The sequence below is a fragment of the Herbiconiux sp. L3-i23 genome (assembly GCF_023734115.1).
In the GTDB taxonomy this organism is placed as follows: Bacteria; Actinomycetota; Actinomycetes; order Actinomycetales; family Microbacteriaceae; genus Naasia.
Genome location: NZ_AP025737.1, coordinates 14,843 through 32,163, shown reverse-complemented (window position 1 = coordinate 32,163; position 17,321 = coordinate 14,843). Strand labels below are relative to the sequence as shown.

Annotated in this window: 16 protein-coding genes and 1 tRNA gene; 10 read left to right on the top strand and 7 right to left on the bottom strand. The window is 66.8% G+C overall.

Annotation, left to right across the window (positions count from 1 at the left end; all coding sequences use genetic code 11):
* Nucleotides 1-622: 622 nt before the first annotated feature.
* Together NGH83_RS00160 and NGH83_RS00155 are read right to left on the bottom strand one after the other, a co-directional pair.
* The gene (locus NGH83_RS00160) at nt 623-1,540 is read right to left on the bottom strand and encodes a cation diffusion facilitator family transporter (protein WP_251857081.1); all 918 of its coding nucleotides are present in this window, start codon (nt 1,538-1,540) and stop codon (nt 623-625) included.
* On the bottom strand, nt 1,540-1,899 hold the full coding sequence (locus NGH83_RS00155; protein WP_251857080.1) for a metalloregulator ArsR/SmtB family transcription factor: 360 nt from the start codon (nt 1,897-1,899) through the stop codon (nt 1,540-1,542). Before NGH83_RS00155 ends, NGH83_RS00160 begins: the two co-directional genes overlap by 1 nt.
* A 25-nt stretch (nt 1,900-1,924) precedes the next feature.
* Between NGH83_RS00155 and NGH83_RS00150 the strand changes: the two genes are divergently transcribed.
* Nucleotides 1,925-2,302 (top strand): hypothetical protein, encoded by a 378-nt coding sequence (locus tag NGH83_RS00150; protein ID WP_251857079.1) that lies wholly within the window; start codon nt 1,925-1,927, stop codon nt 2,300-2,302.
* Here NGH83_RS00150 and lnt read toward each other — a convergent pair.
* Entirely contained in the window at nt 2,213-3,691 is a 1,479-nt protein-coding gene (gene lnt, locus NGH83_RS00145; protein WP_251857077.1) for an apolipoprotein N-acyltransferase, read from the bottom strand. The two genes, NGH83_RS00150 and lnt, sit on opposite strands and share 90 nt — an antisense overlap.
* Before the next feature lie 252 nt (nt 3,692-3,943).
* Between lnt and NGH83_RS00140 the strand changes: the two genes are divergently transcribed.
* Together NGH83_RS00140 and NGH83_RS00135 are read left to right on the top strand one after the other, a co-directional pair.
* On the top strand, nt 3,944-4,525 hold the full coding sequence (locus NGH83_RS00140) for a signal peptidase II (RefSeq protein WP_251857075.1): 582 nt from the start codon (nt 3,944-3,946) through the stop codon (nt 4,523-4,525).
* A 557-nt stretch (nt 4,526-5,082) separates the two neighbouring features.
* A complete protein-coding gene (locus tag NGH83_RS00135; RefSeq protein WP_251857073.1) occupies nt 5,083-6,231 on the top strand; it encodes a hypothetical protein in 1,149 nt (382 codons plus the stop codon).
* Between the two features lie 242 nt (nt 6,232-6,473).
* On the opposite strand, the gene NGH83_RS00130 is transcribed toward NGH83_RS00135, so the two are convergent.
* Nucleotides 6,474-6,560 (bottom strand) — tRNA-Leu (locus NGH83_RS00130).
* A gap of 174 nt (nt 6,561-6,734) precedes the next feature.
* On the opposite strand from NGH83_RS00130, the gene NGH83_RS00125 reads away from it, so the two are divergent.
* From NGH83_RS00125 to pknB, 7 genes are all read left to right on the top strand, one after another.
* Nucleotides 6,735-7,481: a DUF3662 and FHA domain-containing protein gene (locus tag NGH83_RS00125; protein WP_251857071.1), complete on the top strand. Its 747-nt coding sequence runs from the start codon at nt 6,735-6,737 to the stop codon at nt 7,479-7,481.
* Nucleotides 7,478-8,008: an FHA domain-containing protein gene (locus NGH83_RS00120; RefSeq protein WP_251857070.1), complete on the top strand. Its 531-nt coding sequence runs from the start codon at nt 7,478-7,480 to the stop codon at nt 8,006-8,008. The genes NGH83_RS00125 and NGH83_RS00120 overlap by 4 nt, the downstream gene beginning before the upstream one ends.
* Before the next feature lie 6 nt (nt 8,009-8,014).
* Nucleotides 8,015-9,280, top strand: a complete 1,266-nt coding sequence (locus NGH83_RS00115; protein ID WP_251857069.1) for a Stp1/IreP family PP2C-type Ser/Thr phosphatase — start codon at nt 8,015-8,017, stop codon at nt 9,278-9,280.
* Nucleotides 9,281-9,345: 65 nt separating this feature from the next.
* Nucleotides 9,346-10,674: an FtsW/RodA/SpoVE family cell cycle protein gene (locus NGH83_RS00110; protein WP_251858553.1), complete on the top strand. Its 1,329-nt coding sequence runs from the start codon at nt 9,346-9,348 to the stop codon at nt 10,672-10,674.
* Nucleotides 10,675-10,687: 13 nt separating this feature from the next.
* Entirely contained in the window at nt 10,688-12,142 is a 1,455-nt protein-coding gene (locus tag NGH83_RS00105; RefSeq protein WP_251857067.1) for a penicillin-binding protein 2, read from the top strand.
* A complete protein-coding gene (locus NGH83_RS00100) occupies nt 12,139-13,866 on the top strand; it encodes a protein kinase (RefSeq protein WP_251857066.1) in 1,728 nt (575 codons plus the stop codon). Before NGH83_RS00105 ends, NGH83_RS00100 begins: the two co-directional genes overlap by 4 nt.
* Nucleotides 13,866-15,605 carry a Stk1 family PASTA domain-containing Ser/Thr kinase gene (gene pknB / locus NGH83_RS00095; protein ID WP_251857064.1) on the top strand — a complete coding sequence of 580 codons (1,740 nt, stop codon included), beginning with the start codon at nt 13,866-13,868 and terminating at the stop codon, nt 15,603-15,605. Before NGH83_RS00100 ends, pknB begins: the two co-directional genes overlap by 1 nt.
* A gap of 40 nt (nt 15,606-15,645) precedes the next feature.
* On the opposite strand, the gene NGH83_RS00090 is transcribed toward pknB, so the two are convergent.
* Genes NGH83_RS00090 through NGH83_RS00080 form a run of 3 tightly spaced genes read right to left on the bottom strand, consistent with a single transcriptional unit; the run spans nt 15,646 to nt 17,239 of the window.
* Nucleotides 15,646-16,290, bottom strand: a complete 645-nt coding sequence (locus NGH83_RS00090) for an aminodeoxychorismate/anthranilate synthase component II (protein ID WP_251857062.1) — start codon at nt 16,288-16,290, stop codon at nt 15,646-15,648.
* The gene (locus tag NGH83_RS00085) at nt 16,287-16,466 is read right to left on the bottom strand and encodes a hypothetical protein (protein ID WP_251857061.1); all 180 of its coding nucleotides are present in this window, start codon (nt 16,464-16,466) and stop codon (nt 16,287-16,289) included. The genes NGH83_RS00090 and NGH83_RS00085 overlap by 4 nt, the downstream gene beginning before the upstream one ends.
* Complete coding sequence (locus NGH83_RS00080) at nt 16,466-17,239, bottom strand: class E sortase (protein ID WP_251857060.1); 774 nt, start codon at nt 17,237-17,239, stop codon at nt 16,466-16,468. The genes NGH83_RS00085 and NGH83_RS00080 overlap by 1 nt, the downstream gene beginning before the upstream one ends.
* Nucleotides 17,240-17,321: the final 82 nt, after the last annotated feature.

Sequence of the window (17,321 nt, the reverse complement as noted above, 5' to 3'; positions counted from 1 at the left end):
ATGTGGGTGTGGTGTGCACGTGCTTTCCTGCGTGCTCGAATGATCGAGCGAAGTCATCTGGAGGATGGGTGAAGCTTTCGGCGCGGGGGTACGCCGGCTCGGCCCGTCCTAGACGCGCAGAATCGCGGGGAAAGCAGTCGAAGCGCTAGAAGCGTCGAACTTGTCGGCGGAAGAGCTGCCGATAGGGCCAGGTCGCGGAAGCAGAGTCAGCAGGAGGCTCGCGCGGGCAGGGAGTCGTAACGCAGCGAGCAGCAGCGCGATCACGCAGCCGATAGCAAGGGTGAGGCACAGAAGGCCCGCATCCAAGTCCTGCAGTCCAACGAGTTCGGTCGAAGGACCCGAACTCACAAGGTTCGAGGAAGACTGCTGAGAGATCAAGTCAGGCGAAGGCGTCGAAAGTGACACTGCGAACCGTGTGCCAGCGTCTGAGTCGGCGTGAGGGCGCTCCGCTGAGTGGGCCAGCAGCAAAGCCAGCACCGTTCCGAGGACAAGCAGCCAGGCGACGAGTGCACGGGAAGTTCCCGAGGTCGCGGAAGAGCCATTCAACTTGCTCATCCGTCACCTCGTCTCACCCTCTTATCGCCCACATCGTAACAAAGCGGCACTATGTCGCCGCCGCGGCTCACGAGTGGCCGGTGTGTTCGCGGTCTCCATGATCGGCCGGCTCCAGCTGAAACGTCGAATGCTCGATCTTGACGTCGAAGTCCTGTGCCACGCAGTCCTGCAGCTGCCGGATGAGCTCGGGTGCCGACCCGTCACGGAATCTGGCGTCGTCGACGATGACATGCGCCGAGAGAATCGGCAGCCCGGTTCCGATCAACGACGCGTGCAGATCGTGGACCTCGATCACACCCGGCATCCGGAGTATGTGGGAGCGGACTTCGTCGAGATTCAGGTTCTTCGGCGTGGTCTCCAGCAGGACTGAGCTCGAGTCCCGCATCAGTAGGAGTGTTCGCGGGACGATCAGGGCGCTGATGAGCATCCCCGCGATCGCGTCGGCACCGGACCAGCCGGTCCACGTGATGACCAGAGCACTGACGATGACGGCGACGGAGCCCAGTGCGTCGTTGAGGACTTCGAGGAACGCAGCCTTGAGATTCAGGTTGCTGTTCCGGCCTGAGCTCAACACCAGGATCGAGAGGACGTTCGCAGCCAATCCGATGACACCGAACACCAGCAGCTCACTGGAAGGAAGTTCTGGAGGCTCGAATAGTCGGCGAGCTCCTTCGATGAAAGCGAACACCCCCACGGCGAGGAGAACGGCGGCTTGCGCGAGAGCCGCGAGCACCTCCAGCCGCCGGAAACCCCAGGTCCGGCGGGAGGTGGGCGGGCGAAGCATGAGGGTCGCGGCAGTCAGCGCGATCGCTAGCCCTCCCGCATCGGTCAACATGTGTGCGGCGTCGACGAGGAGGGCAAGGCTTCCCGTGATGGCCGCGCCGATGAGTTCGACGATGAGGACGCTACTCGTCAGCGATAGCGCGATCGCCAGGCGGAGCCGGTTGGGGTGTCCGGCAGTCGACTGCGCGTGGTCGTGGGCCATCAGCGGTCCGCCCGGGAGTCGTCGTGCCGGAGGGGCCCTCCGGTGGTGTGCTCGCTTTGGTGGAGAGCGTCCTGCACCAGCTGCCGGGCGTGATCGTTAGCGAGCCGGTAGAACACCCGGTTGCCCTCGTGACGGGTGGCCACCAGCCGCGCCATACGCAGCTTGGCCAGGTGCTGAGAAACGGTTGTCGGTGCCTTGTCGAGGAATTCTGCGATCTCGTTCACCGACCGCTCGTCGCTCGAGAGAATCAGGACGATCCGGATCCGTGTCGGGTCGGAGAGCATGGCGAACAACTCCGCCGCGATTTCGACGTTCTGGTTCTGAGGATCATACTCAGTAACCTGGCTATCTTCGAACATACGCAGATTGTGCCAGACTGAGGCCATGGTGTCGAGTCACGCGAAAGGGCCGTTGATGTTTCAAGCCGTCCGAGGAGAGACTCCTGCTCCATTCCCGACGCCGTCTCCTTCGGCGACTTTCGACCCGAATGTCATCACGCCGGGGCCGCTCGGCTTCGCCGCGATTCTGGTGGTGGCCGCCGCCGCTGTGCTGATCGCAGTCGACATGATGCGGCGGGTCAGGCGGGTGCGCTATCGGGAGGAGTCTCGGGAGCAGATCCGTCTGGAGCTCGAGGCTCAGGCGGCAGCCGCCGCAGCAGCGGGCGATGCCGCCTCAGAAGATGCGGCGGCGCTGAGTGCGTCCGACGAGCACGACGAGGGATCCGGCGAGGAGGGGAACGAGGGCGCAGAGCGCGATCGTTGACGCGATCACGTCACGGAGGACGGTGGCTGGGGTGTCCTCCTCCACGAGCGGAACATCGTCGACGAGGCTGCCGGGCTGGAAGGCGGGGATCTCCGCCGAGGTCGTGCCGTCGGGGAGGATGATCTGGCTACGACCGACGGTTGAGATGTTGACGACGGTCCGGCCGGTTTCGATGGCGCGCGATCGAGCGATGGCCAGCTGCTGCGCGGCCTCGTCGGTTTGACCGAAATCGGCGTTGTTCGTTTGGGCGAGGATGATCTGCGCGTCCTCCTTGATCATCTGAGTGATGAGGCGATCGTCGACGATGTCGAAGCAGAGCGAGACACCGGCTTTTACTCCTCCGACGTCGACCGCCGGGGCGAGAGTGCCGATTTGATAGTCACGCTTCACTAAGTCAATGAGCTCAGGGGCAAGCAGAGACCAGAACGCCCGGTCGGGAACGTACTCGCCAAAGGGCACCGGGTGATTCTTGTCGTATAGCCCGGTGGGGCCGTCGGGAGTCCAGACCAGTGAGCTGTTGTAGTAGAGGCCGTCGCGTTGCGTTATTGCCCCGACCACCAGGGGTGCAGACAGTGTCCTGGACAGATCTGTCAGGCGCCGTCCGGTGGTGGCCGAGTTGAGCGGGTCTTCGTCCATGCTGTTCTCGGGCCATACGACAACGTCCGCCCCTGTTCCGACGGCAGCCTCGGTCGCGGCGATTTGAGCTGCGATGAGGTCCCCGCTCGCTCGGGCGTCGAAGTACCCCGCCGGTCCGTTACCCTGCACCGCCGCCACACGCAGAGATCCCGACGTCGTCGGCTGCCACACCGGGAACGCGAGCAAGAGCACACCCAGCGCGACCACTGCGCTCACCGATCGAAGAGGAGGCCGTCGGCGGCAGAGGAGTTGGATGCTCAGCACGATGGTCGCGACGACGACGAAGCTGAAGCCTGAGACTCCGACCCAGGCGATCAGCGGCGCCAACGGCCCCTCCGACTGGGAGTAGGCGATCCGACCCCACGCGAACCCTCCGTAGGGCCAACTCCCCGCCACGGTCTCCCGGGCTACCCAGGTCCCCCCAACCGCGAGCGGGACCATTACCAGCCGACCCGCCCGAGTCGGCCAAACCCGCTCGATCAGAGCCCAGAGGAACGCGATCGCTGCCGCTCCGACGGCGAAAATCGTCGACTCGAGCACCGATAGCGCCAACCACGGGACTGGTCCGAGGTACTCCGCGGTCCATGAGACGTGCGCGAGGTAGAAGGTCAAACCGCTGACCGCTCCAAGCCCCAACGCGACCGGAACAGAGCTTCGATGCAGCAGCTCCAACAGCACCGCGATGCCGAGGAAGGTGACCGGCCACCAGCCGAGCCCGGGGAATCCCGCGTCCATCATCAGGCCGGCCAACACCGCCGCACCTACTCGCGGACTCAGCCATCTACACGCGTCACGACGACTGAAACCCCGAACCCGCCACAGCGCCCGATGGGCAGGCACAACGCTGGTCACGGTACGAAGGCTGCCAAGCGCCTGTAAGAGTCCCAGATGAGCTAGCTCGCTCTTATCTAAGAATGGAAGCTTCGCGGCGCTTACTTCTCGTGGACTGCTGCTGGCCACCCTGGCCACTGCCTCATCGAAAGCGGCACCCGTTACGGTTCACCCATGACCAGCGTCCGAGAACACTTACTCACCCCCACCGTCAACTGGCAGCGCTTCGGGGTTACAGCGGCCATCGCGGCAGCTGCGGTCGTAATCGACCAGGTCAGCAAAGCGGTTGCCATCGCTGAGCTATCGGGGCGGGGACGGACACCCCTCGTCGGCGATCTATTCGGCCTGGAACTCACCTACAATCCCGGCACCGTCATGTCCTTGGGTTCCGGCAGCACCTTGCTTCTCACCGGGATCGCCACATTGGCCGTGATTGGTCTGTTCTGGGTCGCAGCTCACACCAAGACTCTCTCCTGGGCGGCTGCTGTCGGGCTCGTCTGGGGAGGAGCCACCGGAAACCTCGCCGACCGCCTCTTTGCTCACCCTGGCTTCGGCATCGGCCATGTCACCGATTTCCTCGCCTACGGCGAACTTTTCATCGGCAATGTGGCCGACATCTGGTTGGCACTCGGAGCGTTGCTGGCAGCTCTGATGATAATTCGCGCCTCCCGACATGATTTCGCCCAACGCGCGACCAAGGCCGCTCCGCAGCGCAGCGATCAACCGCATCAACAGCCCGAACAGCTGGGCGACTGACGCCGACAAGAAGCTCGCTCTAGAGGCTGTGATCCGATCGAGCGACGTCGAAGCGATCAATGCCTTCCTGACTCTCGAACCACCCTTGCAACTCCCCGGAGTCGAGCTAGGCCTCGTCCTCTGGCGAACACGCGAGGCCCCGCCTGTCGATGTTGCCGCGTGGCGCGGCGATCAGATCCGGAACACCCAGACAGCTGGGAGGAGCGAAGCGACTTTGATCGCTGACGCCGCCCGCCTGCAAGGAATCGACTATCTCTTCCTCCCAGGCCGGTCCGATGACGAGGAGACCACAGCCGAGCGGGCCCACGATGAGCGACAAGGTCTGCTCCTGAGGGGCTTGCTGTGGTACGCCTGCAGGTCAGCCATCGATCACGCTTTCAACGACATGGACATCCTGGCAAGGGCGGACGAAGATACATCGCTCGAGGACCAGGTGGGATCCCGTCGGAGAGCGCATCACCCGACAGAAGATCCTCAGTCCCGAGCAGGCACAGGAACTGCTGAAGTGGCGCGACCCCGCGGTTCAGGCCATCCGCCAGAAGCGAATCGACGCCTCCATGAACGCGCTCGTCACCGCCTCGGTGAAACTAGCCGGCAAGCATGTGACCGGCTGGCAGGGCAACTCTGCCCTGGACGCCACCTTCATCGCTGTCCTAGGCAAAGGCGGCAAGTCAGATGAAGGTGTCCCCTACTCCGTGGACTTCGATGCCAACTGGTACATCCGCACCGGAGATCACAACGGCAAAGGCAAGGCCCGGGAGAAGCGGTTCTACGGGTACGAGCTGGAGCTGGCCGCGATGATCCGCAACCATCCCGACGACGACGCCGACAGCACTGACTTCCCCCTGCTCTTCGCTGCTGTCGGCTACCACCCTCCTTCGGAGATCACCCGCGCGCCCAGGATGATGTACGAGCACCTCACCGACGTCGGACATCCCGCCGGATTCGTCGCCGTCGACCGCGCTTACAACGGGCTACACGTCGACAATTTCGCGAGCCCGCTCACGGCACTGGGTCACCGCTTCATGTTCGATTACAAGATCAACCAACTAGGGACTCGCGCTTCGTACGAGCAGTTCATCCTGGTCGAGGGTCAGTGGTACGTGCACTGCAAGCGCGGCACCCTGATCGACGCGGAGCGGGACTTCCGCGAGGGCCGCATCACCGAACACGAACGCAACGCCCGCATCGACGAACGCGAGCGCTTCCGACTCAAGCCCAAGGGCCGACCCGACGGAGACGGCTTCCAGCGCTACTTCGTGCCCGAACTCGACGACGACGAGTACGTCGACCGGATCACCGGTGAGATCCTCCCGCGCCCCACTTCGAAAACCGTGTCCATTCCGGGAACCGTCGGACTCAAATACCGGCAGCACTTCCCTTTCCGGTCCAAGCAGTGGATCAAGTACTACGGGCTGCGTTCAACCGTTGAAGGCGCCAACGCCTACCTCAAGAGCGGGCACCACGAAGACATCGCCAACCCGTACAGACGACCCGGCCGTGGCTACGCCTACCAGTACCTGATGGCGACCCTCGGAGTCGTCGGCGGCAACATCCGCAAGCTCAAGACCTTCCTCGACCGTCACGAGGCTCCCCGCGATCCGAAGTCGCCCCGGAGAAAGGCGCGGCGCCGCTCGGATCTGCTTCAGCCGATGCGAGCGAAGCCTCTGGATGGACGACGTACCCGTCATCCTTCCCGCACGTAGACAGCCCAGCTCGAGACACCCAAGCACCGCCGGCAGCCCGGCGGCTTCGCCATGCCCGGATTCGACCCGCATCGAGCTGCGGGCTCGCCTCAACAGCCAATGGCGACCGAAACACCTAGACATCTTGTCGGTAGGGAACGTCGACCCGGCGCTGAAGGCCTAAGCGGTGCCGTTCGACCCCTGGAATGCACTCGGCGACCGAGATACACAATCCCGGTCGCCCAGTTACACGAACTACTCTTTGGTGCGCGAGGGGGGAGTTGAACCCCCACGCCCTCACGGGCACACGGACCTGAACCGTGCGCGTCTGCCTATTCCGCCACTCGCGCTCACCATCGACGCTTGCGCGCCGACCAACGAGATTAGCACACCGGCGACGCCCCATTTCCGGTCTCCGCGCGCCGTTACCGGCGCACGAGCACGGGGCTGTAAGGCTGTGCGGATAGCATTCCGCTAGCCATGCGTGGCATCACCGCGCTCTCACAACGGAAGGCCGCCGACCCTTGGGCATTCTCGACAGCTTCGAAAGAGGTCTCGAGCGTGCGGTCAACGGCGCCTTCGCGAAGACCTTCAAGTCGGGTCTGCAGCCGCTCGAGATCACCGCTGCGCTGCGGAAGGAACTCGACACCCGCGCCGCCGTCGTCTCCCGCGACCGCATCCTCGCCCCCAACCGCTTCACCGTGCAGCTGTCGTCCGGCGACTTCGCCCGCATGAGCTCCCTCGGAGCGAGCCTCATCGACGAGCTCACGAGCCTCGTCCAGCAGCACGCCAAGTCGCAGGGCTACCAGTTCGCCGGCCCGATCAGCATCGTCCTCACCGAGGAGCCGTCGATGACCGACGGCTTGCTCCGGGTCGATTCCGGATCCGTGCAGGGCCGCGTCTCCTGGAACCCGGTGCTCGACATCGGGGGCAAGCGCTACCCGCTCACCCAGTCGCGCACCGTCATCGGCCGCGGACACGACGCCGACATCACCCTCGACGACACCGGCACCAGCCGCAAGCACGTCGAGATCCTGTGGGACGGCGAGCGGGCGCAGGTCAACGACCTCGGCTCGACCAACGGCACCACCCTCAACGGTCAGCGGGTGTCGAAGGCCCTGCTCGCACCCGACTCGGTGGTGCAGATCGGCCGTACCCGTATCGTGTTCCGGGTGCTGCCGCAGAGTGCCGACGCCGGCCAGAGCAGCGGGTATCAGAGCGGCGGCGGCAACCGCGGCGACGACCTCGGCAACTTCTGGGCGGACCGATGAGCGAACTCACTCTCCTCATCCTGAGGATCGCCTTCCTCGCTCTGCTGTGGGCGTTCGTCTTCGCCGTCGTCTACGCCCTCCGCTCCGACCTGTTCGGCAGCCGCGTCCGCAAGGTGCAGGAGCAGCCGGCGTTCGCCGCTCCCACACCTCCTGTGCACACTCCCCCGGCCGTACAGTCGCTGCCGACCGGGCCGCCCGTCGCCACTCAGGGCTCCAAGCCCATGGCGACCACGAAGACCGCGAGCCGCCTCGTCATCACCTCGGGCCCCAAGTCGGGCCTCGAGATCCCGCTGGGCACCGAGCCGCTCACCATCGGCCGTTCGAGCGAATCGGGCTTCCAGATCCGCGACGACTACACCTCCACCCACCACGCGCGTCTCCTGCTGTGGAGCGATGAGTGGGTCATCCAAGACCTCGATTCCACCAACGGCACCTTCCTCGACGGCAAGCGCATCACCGTCCCGACCCAGGTGCCCATGAACACCCCCATCAAGGTCGGCGCGACGAGCTTCGAGTTGCGGCGGTAACCCCCGGTGGCTCAGAGAACGGTCGGCGCCGCCGTGTCGCACGTCGGCAAGGTGCGCTCCAACAACCAGGACTCCGGCTTCGCCGGCGGTCAGCTCTTCGTCGTCGCCGACGGGATGGGCGGCCACGCGGGCGGCGACGTCGCCTCCGCGATCGCCGTGAACCGCATCGCCGAGACCGACACCCAGTACTACGCCTCGCCCCAGGACGCCGAGTTCGCCCTGCAGTCGGCACTCGTCGCCGCCAACCAGCTGCTCGCCGAGACCGTCTTCGAACACCCCGAGCTGACCGGGATGGGCACCACCGTCAGCGCCATGATCCGCGTCGGCGACAGCATCGCCATCGCCCACATCGGCGACTCGCGCATCTACCTGCTCCGCGGCGGCGAGCTCACCCAGATCACCGCCGACCACACGTTCGTGCAACGTCTCGTCGACAGCGGACGCATCACGCCGGAGGAAGCGGCGGTGCACCCTCGCCGATCGGTGCTGATGCGCGTGCTCGGCGACATCGACGCCGCACCCGAGATCGACACCAGCATCCTCGGCACTACACCCGGTGACCGGTGGCTGCTCTGCTCGGACGGGCTCAGCAGCTACGTCTCCGAGGAGCGCATCCACCAGCTGCTGCAGGAGGACGGCTCGCCGAGCGACGTCGCCGACCAGCTGGTGAAGGAGGCGCTCGACCACGGGGCCCCCGACAACGTCACCGTCGTCGTCGCCGACATCGACCCGCAGCAGGTCGCCCCCGACGCGCCGTCGGTCGCGGTGACGGTCGGATCGGCCGCCGCTCCCCTCGAGTTCGACCCCGAGGCCGGACGTCGGCTCCGCCTGCCCTCCCTGCTGCTGCACCCCATCAAGTCGTCCTCGGTCGCGCGCGAGACCCACCTCGAGTCCGACGCCGACGACTACCTCGACGCCCTCATCGCCGAGGACCGCAAGCGGGCGGGACGTCGGCGCCTCACCTGGCTCGTCAGCGTCGCCGTGATCCTCGCCGGCGCGATCACCGCCGCCGTCGTCGGATACCAGTGGACCCAGTCGCGCTACTACGTCGGTGTCAACGGCGACCGCGTCGCGATCTACCAGGGCGTCCAACAGAGCATCGGTCCGATCCCGCTGTCCTCCGTCTTCCAGGACACCGACATCGCCGTCGACGACCTGCCCACCTTCTACCAGACGCGCGTCGAGGACACGATCAGCGCCGACTCGATCACCGACGCCCTCGCGATCGTGACCAACCTCGAGAGGAACACGACCTCGGGGAGCGCGCAGTGACCACCGAACAGGTCGCCACGAACGCCGCCCCGCCTCGCAAGGACGACGGCCGCAAGGTGCGCACGATGCGCATCCCGCGCAAGCTGCGCAACCTCGAGCTCGTGCTGCTCGTGCTCGTGTGGCTGATCAACTCGGCGGCCATCGTTCTCGTGCAGCTCGGCGCTATCGGCACGATCGACACCACCCTCATCACGCTCGGGGTCGGCCTGTCGGTCCTCACCCTCGCGATGCATCTCAGCATGCGCTTCGTCGCTCCTGAGGCCGATCCGTTCATCCTGCCGATCGCGACCCTGCTGAACGGCATCGGCATCGCCGGCATCTACCGCGTCGACATCGCCTACAACGACTCGGGCTGGGACTCCGTCGCCGTCCGCCAGATCGTCTGGACCGCGATCGCCATCGCGATCGCCATCGCGGTGCTGCTCATCGTGCGCAACCACCGCATCCTGCAGCGCTACACCTACCTCGCCATGCTCGTCGGCGTGGTCCTCCTGCTGCTACCGATGCTTCCCGGCATTGGACTCGAGATCAACGGCGCGCGCGTCTGGATCGGCGTCGGCGCGTTCACCTTCCAGCCCGGCGAGGTCGCGAAGATCGCCCTCGCCGTGTTCTTCGCCGGCTACCTCGTCACGAGGCGCGAGTCGCTCGCCATCGTCGGCAAGAAGTTCCTCGGCCTCCAGCTCCCCCGCGTGCGCGACCTCGGCCCCATCCTCGTCATCTGGGCACTCGCCATGTCGGTGATCGTGTTCCAGCGCGACCTCGGAACCGCCCTGCTCTACTTCGGGCTCTTCCTCGTGATGATCTACGTCGCCACCGGCCGCTTCAGCTGGGTGCTCATCGGCCTGCTCATGTTCGCCGCGGGCGCGCTGGTCGCCAGCCAGACCCTCAGCTACGTGAACGGTCGACTGCAGAACTGGCTCGACGCCTTCAACCCGGCGATCTACGACGCCGACGGCGGCTCGTACCAGCTGGTGCAGGGCATCTTCGGTCTCGCGAACGGCGGCATCGTCGGCACCGGCCTCGGCCAGGGGCGCCCCGACCTCACCCCCGTCGCGCAGAGCGACTACATCATCGCCACCCTCGGCGAAGAGCTCGGCATCACCGGCATCTTCTGCATCCTCGCGCTCTATCTGCTGCTGGTCTCACGCGGACTGCGCATCGGCTTCGCGGGGCAGGACGATTTCGGCAAGCTCCTCGCCGTCGGTCTGTCCTTCGTGCTCGCCCTGCAGTGCTTCATCGTCATCGGCGGCGTGACCCGCGTCATCCCGCTCACCGGCCTCACCACGCCGTTCCTCGCGGCGGGCGGTTCGGCTCTCGTCGCGAACTGGATCATCGCCGCGCTGCTGCTGCGCGTCTCGGATTCCGTGCGAACCCAGCCGAGGATCGTCGTATGAGCGGGGGTGCACGATGAACCGCGAACTGAAGCGCGTCAGCATCCTCGTGGTCCTGATGTTCGTCGCCCTGCTCACCTCGACTTCGATCATCCAGGTCGTCCAGGTCGACGCCCTCGACAACGACCCCCGCAACGTCCGCACCTTGTACGAGAGCTACTCGGCCCAGCGCGGTCCGATCCTCGTCGACGGTCAGCCGATCGCCGAGTCGGTGCCGGTCGACGACGAGTACAAGTTCCTGCGCACCTACCCGCAGGGCGACCTCTACTCGTCGGTCACCGGCTACCTCACCCTCGGCGGCCAGCCGACGGGCATCGAGGGCGCGCTGAACGAGGACCTGAGCGGCAGCGCCGGCTCGCAGTTCTTCGACCAGATCAACCGCGTCGTCACCGGCCAGGAACCCGTCGGCGACACCGTCGAGCTGACCATCGACCCCGCTGTCCAGCAGGCCGCATACGACGCGCTCGGCGACCAGCAGGGCGCGGTCGTCGCCCTCGACCCGGCCACCGGCGCCATCCTGGCCCTGGTCTCCAAGCCCGGCTTCGACCCGAACCTGCTCTCGGTGCACGACACCGGCCAAGCGGAGGCGACCTACCAGGCACTGCTCGACGACCCCGCCGAGCCGCTGCAGAACCGGGCCATCGGCGGAAGCCTCAATCCGCCCGGATCGGTCTTCAAGCTCGTCGTCACGTCGGCCGCACTCGAGAGCGGCCGCTACACGCCCGACAGCGAGTTCCCGAACCCCAGCACCTACCAGCTGCCCGGTAGCAACTCGCTCGTGAACAACTCCGAGGGCGGCTCGTGCGGCGGCGGCTCCACCGCGACCATCGCGACCGCACTGCGACTGTCCTGCAACATCCCGTTCGCGGAGCTCGGCGTCGAGCTCGGCGAGCAGGCCATCGGAGACATGGCACGCGCCTACGGCTTCGGTCAGGAACTCGACGTGCCCATGTCGGTCACCCCGAGCTCCTACCCCCGTGGACTCGACGATGCACAGACCGCGCTCTCGGCCTTCGGCCAGGGCGACGACCGCGCCACGCCCATGCAGATGGCGATGGTTTCCGCCGGAATCGCGAACGGAGGAGTGGTCATGCGGCCCACTCTCATCGAGCAGATCCTCGCCCCCGATCTGTCGGTCCGGCAACAGCTGGAGCCGACGGAGTTCTCGCGGGCGATCAGTGATAACACCTCTGCAACGTTGACCCAGATGATGGTCAACGGCGTCGAGAACGGCGCGGCCAGTAATGCAAGAATAGGCGGGGTCAGCGTGGCAGGTAAGACGGGGACCGCTGAGAACGGTGAGGACGATCCTTACACCTTGTGGTTCACCGGGTTCGCCCCCGCTGACAACCCCCGAGTGGCTGTAGCGGTCGTGGTCGAGAACGGTGGCGGTTTGGGGCAGACGGGCTACGGCAACCTGGTTGCCGCGCCGATCGCGAAGGCAGTCATGGAGGCGGTGCTGAACAAATGAGACCTGCAGCTGGGCTCACCTTCGGTTCTCGGTACCAACTCGCCAGCAGGATCGCCATCGGCGGCATGGGCGAGGTCTGGGAGGCCACCGACCTCGTCATCGGGCGCACCGTCGCCATCAAGATCCTGAAGGACGAGTACCTCGGCGATCCCGGGTTCCTCGAGCGCTTCCGCGCTGAGGCCCGTCACGCCGCGCTCGTCAACCACGAGGGCATCGCCAACGTCTACGACTACGGCGAGGAGGAGGGCAGCGCCTACCTCGTGATGGAGCTCGTCCCCGGCGAGGCACTCTCGACCATCCTCGAGCGCGAGCACACCCTGCCCACGGGCAAGGTGCTCGACATCGTCGCGCAGACGGCTTCCGCCCTGCAGGCGGCCCACGCGGCCGGTCTGGTGCACCGCGACATCAAGCCCGGAAACCTCCTGATCACGCCCGATGGGCGTGTCAAGATCACCGACTTCGGCATCGCCCGCATCGCCGACCAGGTCCCGCTCACCGCGACCGGTCAGGTGATGGGCACGGTCCAGTACCTCTCGCCCGAGCAGGCCAGCGGACACCCGGCCTCGCCCGCGACGGACATCTACTCCCTCGGCATCGTCGCCTACGAGGCCCTCGCCGGACGCCGCCCCTTCACGGGCGAATCGCAGGTCGCCATCGCGATGGCGCAGATCAACGAGACGCCGCCCGAGCTGCCGCTGACCATCGCGGAGCCGGTACGGAACCTCGTCTACGCGTGCATCGCCAAGAGCCCGTCCGACCGTCCCGCTTCCGCAGCGAACCTGGCACGCGCCGCTCAGGCGCTGCGCCGCGGCGACGTCGCGGCTGCCGCGGCCGCGGTGCCGGCGATCCTGCCGCACGGGGCGGCGACCCCGCCCACCGAGGCGGCGACGCAGCTCTTCCCCGCCCAGGGTGCGCCCACGCAGGCGACCACGGTCCTCCCCTCCGCCGCGGCAGGCGCCGGAGCCGCGGCGGCCGCTGCCGACGGTGAGAACCCCGACGGCGACGCCCCGCGCAAGCGCAGCCCGTGGACCTGGCCGCTCATCGGGATCATCGTGGTGCTCGGCATCGTGCTGATCGGGTTCCTGATCACCTCGCTGAACAACAACGGCGGCGGCAACACCCCGTCCACCAGCTCCCCTCCGCCCACCAGCGCGAGGCCCACCACGCCGACACCGACGCCCACGCAGACAAGCAACACGGTCACCGTGAATCAGGGCGACTACACCGGTCGCCCCTTCGGCGACGTGCAGGCCGCGCTCGAGGGTCTCGGCCTCGGCGTCGAGCTGACCGAGGGCAACGCGGCGACCTCCGATGACGAGGTCGGCATCGTCTACTCGGTGAACCCCACCGGCAACCTGCCCAAGGGCACGGTCATCACGGTCACCTATTACGCACCGGTTGCGGAGATCCCCGCCCCGAACGCGCCTACCACGCCGAACTCGACGGTCGCCGCCAACGCCACCTTCCCGGTGAGCTGGCCGGCCTTCAACTCGTGCCCGAGCGGCAGCCGCTCCGGGTACGGGGTGTCGGTGAGCGGGGTGCCGAACAGCGGCACCCAGAACGTCGGCGCCGATGTCACCTCGATCAACGTGACCGCCGGCGCGACCGGGCCGATCACCGTGTCGTACGTGGCCTATTGCGGATCGCGGAACTCGCCCGACTCCGGTGTGCTCACCGTCCAGGTCCAGGCGGCTCCAAACCCCGAGCCGACGGACGGTAACTGATGGCGACCTCGACGGGTCCCACCGAGAAACCGAAGACGACCGACGGCCGTCGGCTCCTCGCCGGCCGCTACCAGGTCGGTTCGCTGATCGGTCGCGGCGGCATGGCCGACGTCCACCTCGGCACCGACACACGCCTCGGACGCACCGTCGCCATCAAGCTGCTGCGCTCGTCCTTGGCCTCCGACCCGGCCTTCCGCGTGCGCTTCCGCCAGGAGGCGCAGTCGGCGGCCCGCATGGCTCACCCGACGATCGTCCGGGTCTTCGACGCCGGCGAGGAGATCGTCCTCGACGAGCGCGGGGTCGAGACCCAAGTGCCCTTCATCGTGATGGAGTACGTCGACGGCAAGATGGTGAAGGACATCATCTCGATGGGCCCGCTCGAGCCCGCCGAGGCGACGCACATCGTCGAGGGCATCCTCACCGCACTCGAGTACTCCCACCGTGCCGGCGTCGTTCACCGCGACATCAAGCCCGGCAACATCATGATCACCCGCAACGGCCAGGTGAAGGTGATGGACTTCGGCATCGCCCGAGCCATCTCCGACTCGTCGGCAACTGTCGCCCAGACCACCGCGATCCTCGGCACCGCCCAGTACTTCTCGCCGGAGCAGGCGCGCGGCGAGTCCGTCGACGCCCGCACCGACCTCTACTCGACCGGCATCGTCCTTTTCGAGATGCTCACCGGTCGGGCGCCGTTCCGCGGCGACACCGCAGTCGCCGTCGCCTACCAGCACGTGAGCGAGCAGCCGCCCGTGCCGAGCTCGATCAACCCCAAGATCTCCCCCGCCCTCGACGCCGTCGTGCTGCGGGCGCTCACCAAGGATCGCAACGAGCGCTACCAGAGCGCGGCCGAGTTCCGCGACGACGTCCAGACGGCCGCGTCGGGCCGGATCCCCCAGAAGAAGCTGCCCGAGCCGGACTTCGGTGCGACGCTGTTCGGCGCCGCACCGAGCGACACCCTCGGGGCCTCGACCGCGATGAAGCAGCTCGCGGCCGATGACTACACGATCGTCCGCACCCAGAACCGGCCTCCTGCGGTCTGGATCTGGTCCGGCATCCTCGCCGTGATCGTCATCGTCGCCGCCGTGGTCTTCTGGGTCGTCAGCCTCTCGCCTACCCAGCAGGTGGTCGACGTCGCCCGCGAAGTGCCCGACCTCACCGGCGCCACCTATGACAGTGCGGCTGAAGCGCTGCGAGACCTCGATCTCGTCGTCAGCCAGCACACCGAGACGAGTCCGACCATCGCAGAGGGTCAGGTGATCCGCACCGATCCGCCCGCCGGCACGCGACTCGCGCAGGGCGACTCCGTCGACGTGTACGTGTCGAGCGGGATCGCGCAGGCAGCCGTGCCGGATGTGGAGAACACCGGCCTCGCCGGGGCGCAGGAGGCGCTGACCGCGCAGGGCTTCACCGTCGGGTCGATCACCCGGCAGCATTCACCGACCTACGCGAACGACGTCGTCATCAGCAGCGACCCGCCTGCCGGCACGCAGCTCGGCGAGGGATCCACGGTGAACCTGATCGTCTCCGACGGGGTCGTCGAACTCCCCGACGTGCGCAATCTCACCATCGCCGAGGCGCGCGGAATCCTCGAAGGTCCCGAGCTGGGTCTGCGGGTGACGATCGGACGCACCGGCGGCTGCGGACCGCAGAGCGACATCGTCGTGACCCAGTCGATGCCCCCGGGAACGGTGCCGCAGGGCTCCGAGATCGTCATCGACTACTGCGACGGAACCTGATCGTCCGTCCGCGCATCCCATCCGGGACGCCGCGGCTCGATCAGTCGGTGCGAGCGGTGATCAGCGGGTTGAGCGACTTCGCGCGCTCTCGCGCGCTGTCGAGTCCGACGACACCGAGCCAGTTGCCGAGCATCCGGTAGCCGCCCTCGGTCAGCACCGACTCGGGGTGGAACTGCACTCCGAAGACCGGTCGCTCGACGTGCTGCAGACCCATGATCACGCCGCCGGTCGTACGCGAGGTGACCTCGAGGTCCGACGGCACGGTGCCGTCCACGACGGCGAGCGAGTGATAGCGGGTCGCGGTGAACGGCTGCGGTACGCCGTCGTAGAAGTCGCTGCCGTCGTGCTCGACCTTCGAGGTCTTACCGTGCATCAGCTCTTCGGCGTTGGTGACGACGCCACCGAGCGCCTCGGCGATCGCCTGGTGGCCGAGGCACACTCCGAGCAACGGCTGACCGCTCTCGATGGCCGCGTGCACCGCGGCGATCGAGACACCGGCGTCGCCGGGCTTGCCCGGACCGGGTGAGACGAGGACCCCGTCGTACTCGGCGAGCGTCTCCTGCAGGTCCGATTCCTGTATGGCGTCGTTGCGCACGACGTCGGTCTCGGCTCCGAGTTGCTGCAGGTAGCCGTTCAACGTGTAGACGAAGCTGTCGTAGTTGTCGATCACGAGGATCCGGGTCATCGCGCACCTCCAGCGCTGGTACTGCCCACCGTCACTTCCTGCGGGTTCAGCATCGTGTCGACCCAGGGGAAGACCCAGGTCGCGAGGACGAAGAGCAGGGCGGCGAGGAGGACGAGCAGGATCAGTGCACGAACCCACCAGGGCCCCGGCAGGACCCTCCAGAGTGCGGCGTACATCAGCCCTCCTCGGCGATCTGCGCGGACAGCTCGGCGGGAGCGCCGGCCGATCGCGGCTGCCACGAGTCGAGGACGCCATAGGCGATGATCCGCTCGTTGGTCGAGTACAGCGGGTTGCAGCTCGTCAGCGTGATGATGCGATCGCCTGCCGCGATGCCCGGGTTCTTCGGCACCTGGTCGAGCACGCTGACCGCGGAGGGAAGGACGTACTCGAGGTTCGTGAAGCGGTAGGTGTACCAGCCGTCGGGAGTCTCGACGTAGATGGGGTCGCCGAGACGGAACTCGTTGATGAGGTGCATACCGCCGCCGTAGGCGCTGCGGTGAGCCGCGATGGCGAAGTTGCCGACGGCACCGGGCATCTGGGTTCCCTCGTAGTGCCCGATACCGAGCCGGGTGCTGTTCAGGACGTCGGTGCTGGTGCCCTGCGCGATGGTGCGCACGTAGTCCTCGCCGAATCGTGGCACGTAGAGATTCGCGATGACGTCGCCGTGGCCCGGCTCCTCGGCGACGAGGGGGTCACCGAAGTCGACGGGCGCTCCCTCGGTCGCGGCGCTCGCACTCGGCACCGGAGCGGGCTCGACCCGATCGTTCCACTCTCGACTCTGCTCCTGCGCGGCGGAGGTCTGCGAGCCGGCGAGGATCATGTCGTTCCACCACAGCTGCCAGCCGAGGAACAGCAGCACGAGTACCCCTGCGGTGACGAGCAGTTCGCCGAAGACCCCCACCGCCGAGATGCTCCGCGACGTACGCGGCTCGGCTCTCCTCCTGCTCACCAGGCGATCCTACGTGCTCGTGCTTCACCGTCTCCGCGCTGCTCCACCGATATTCACGCTGATCGCTTTTGATAGACTCCCG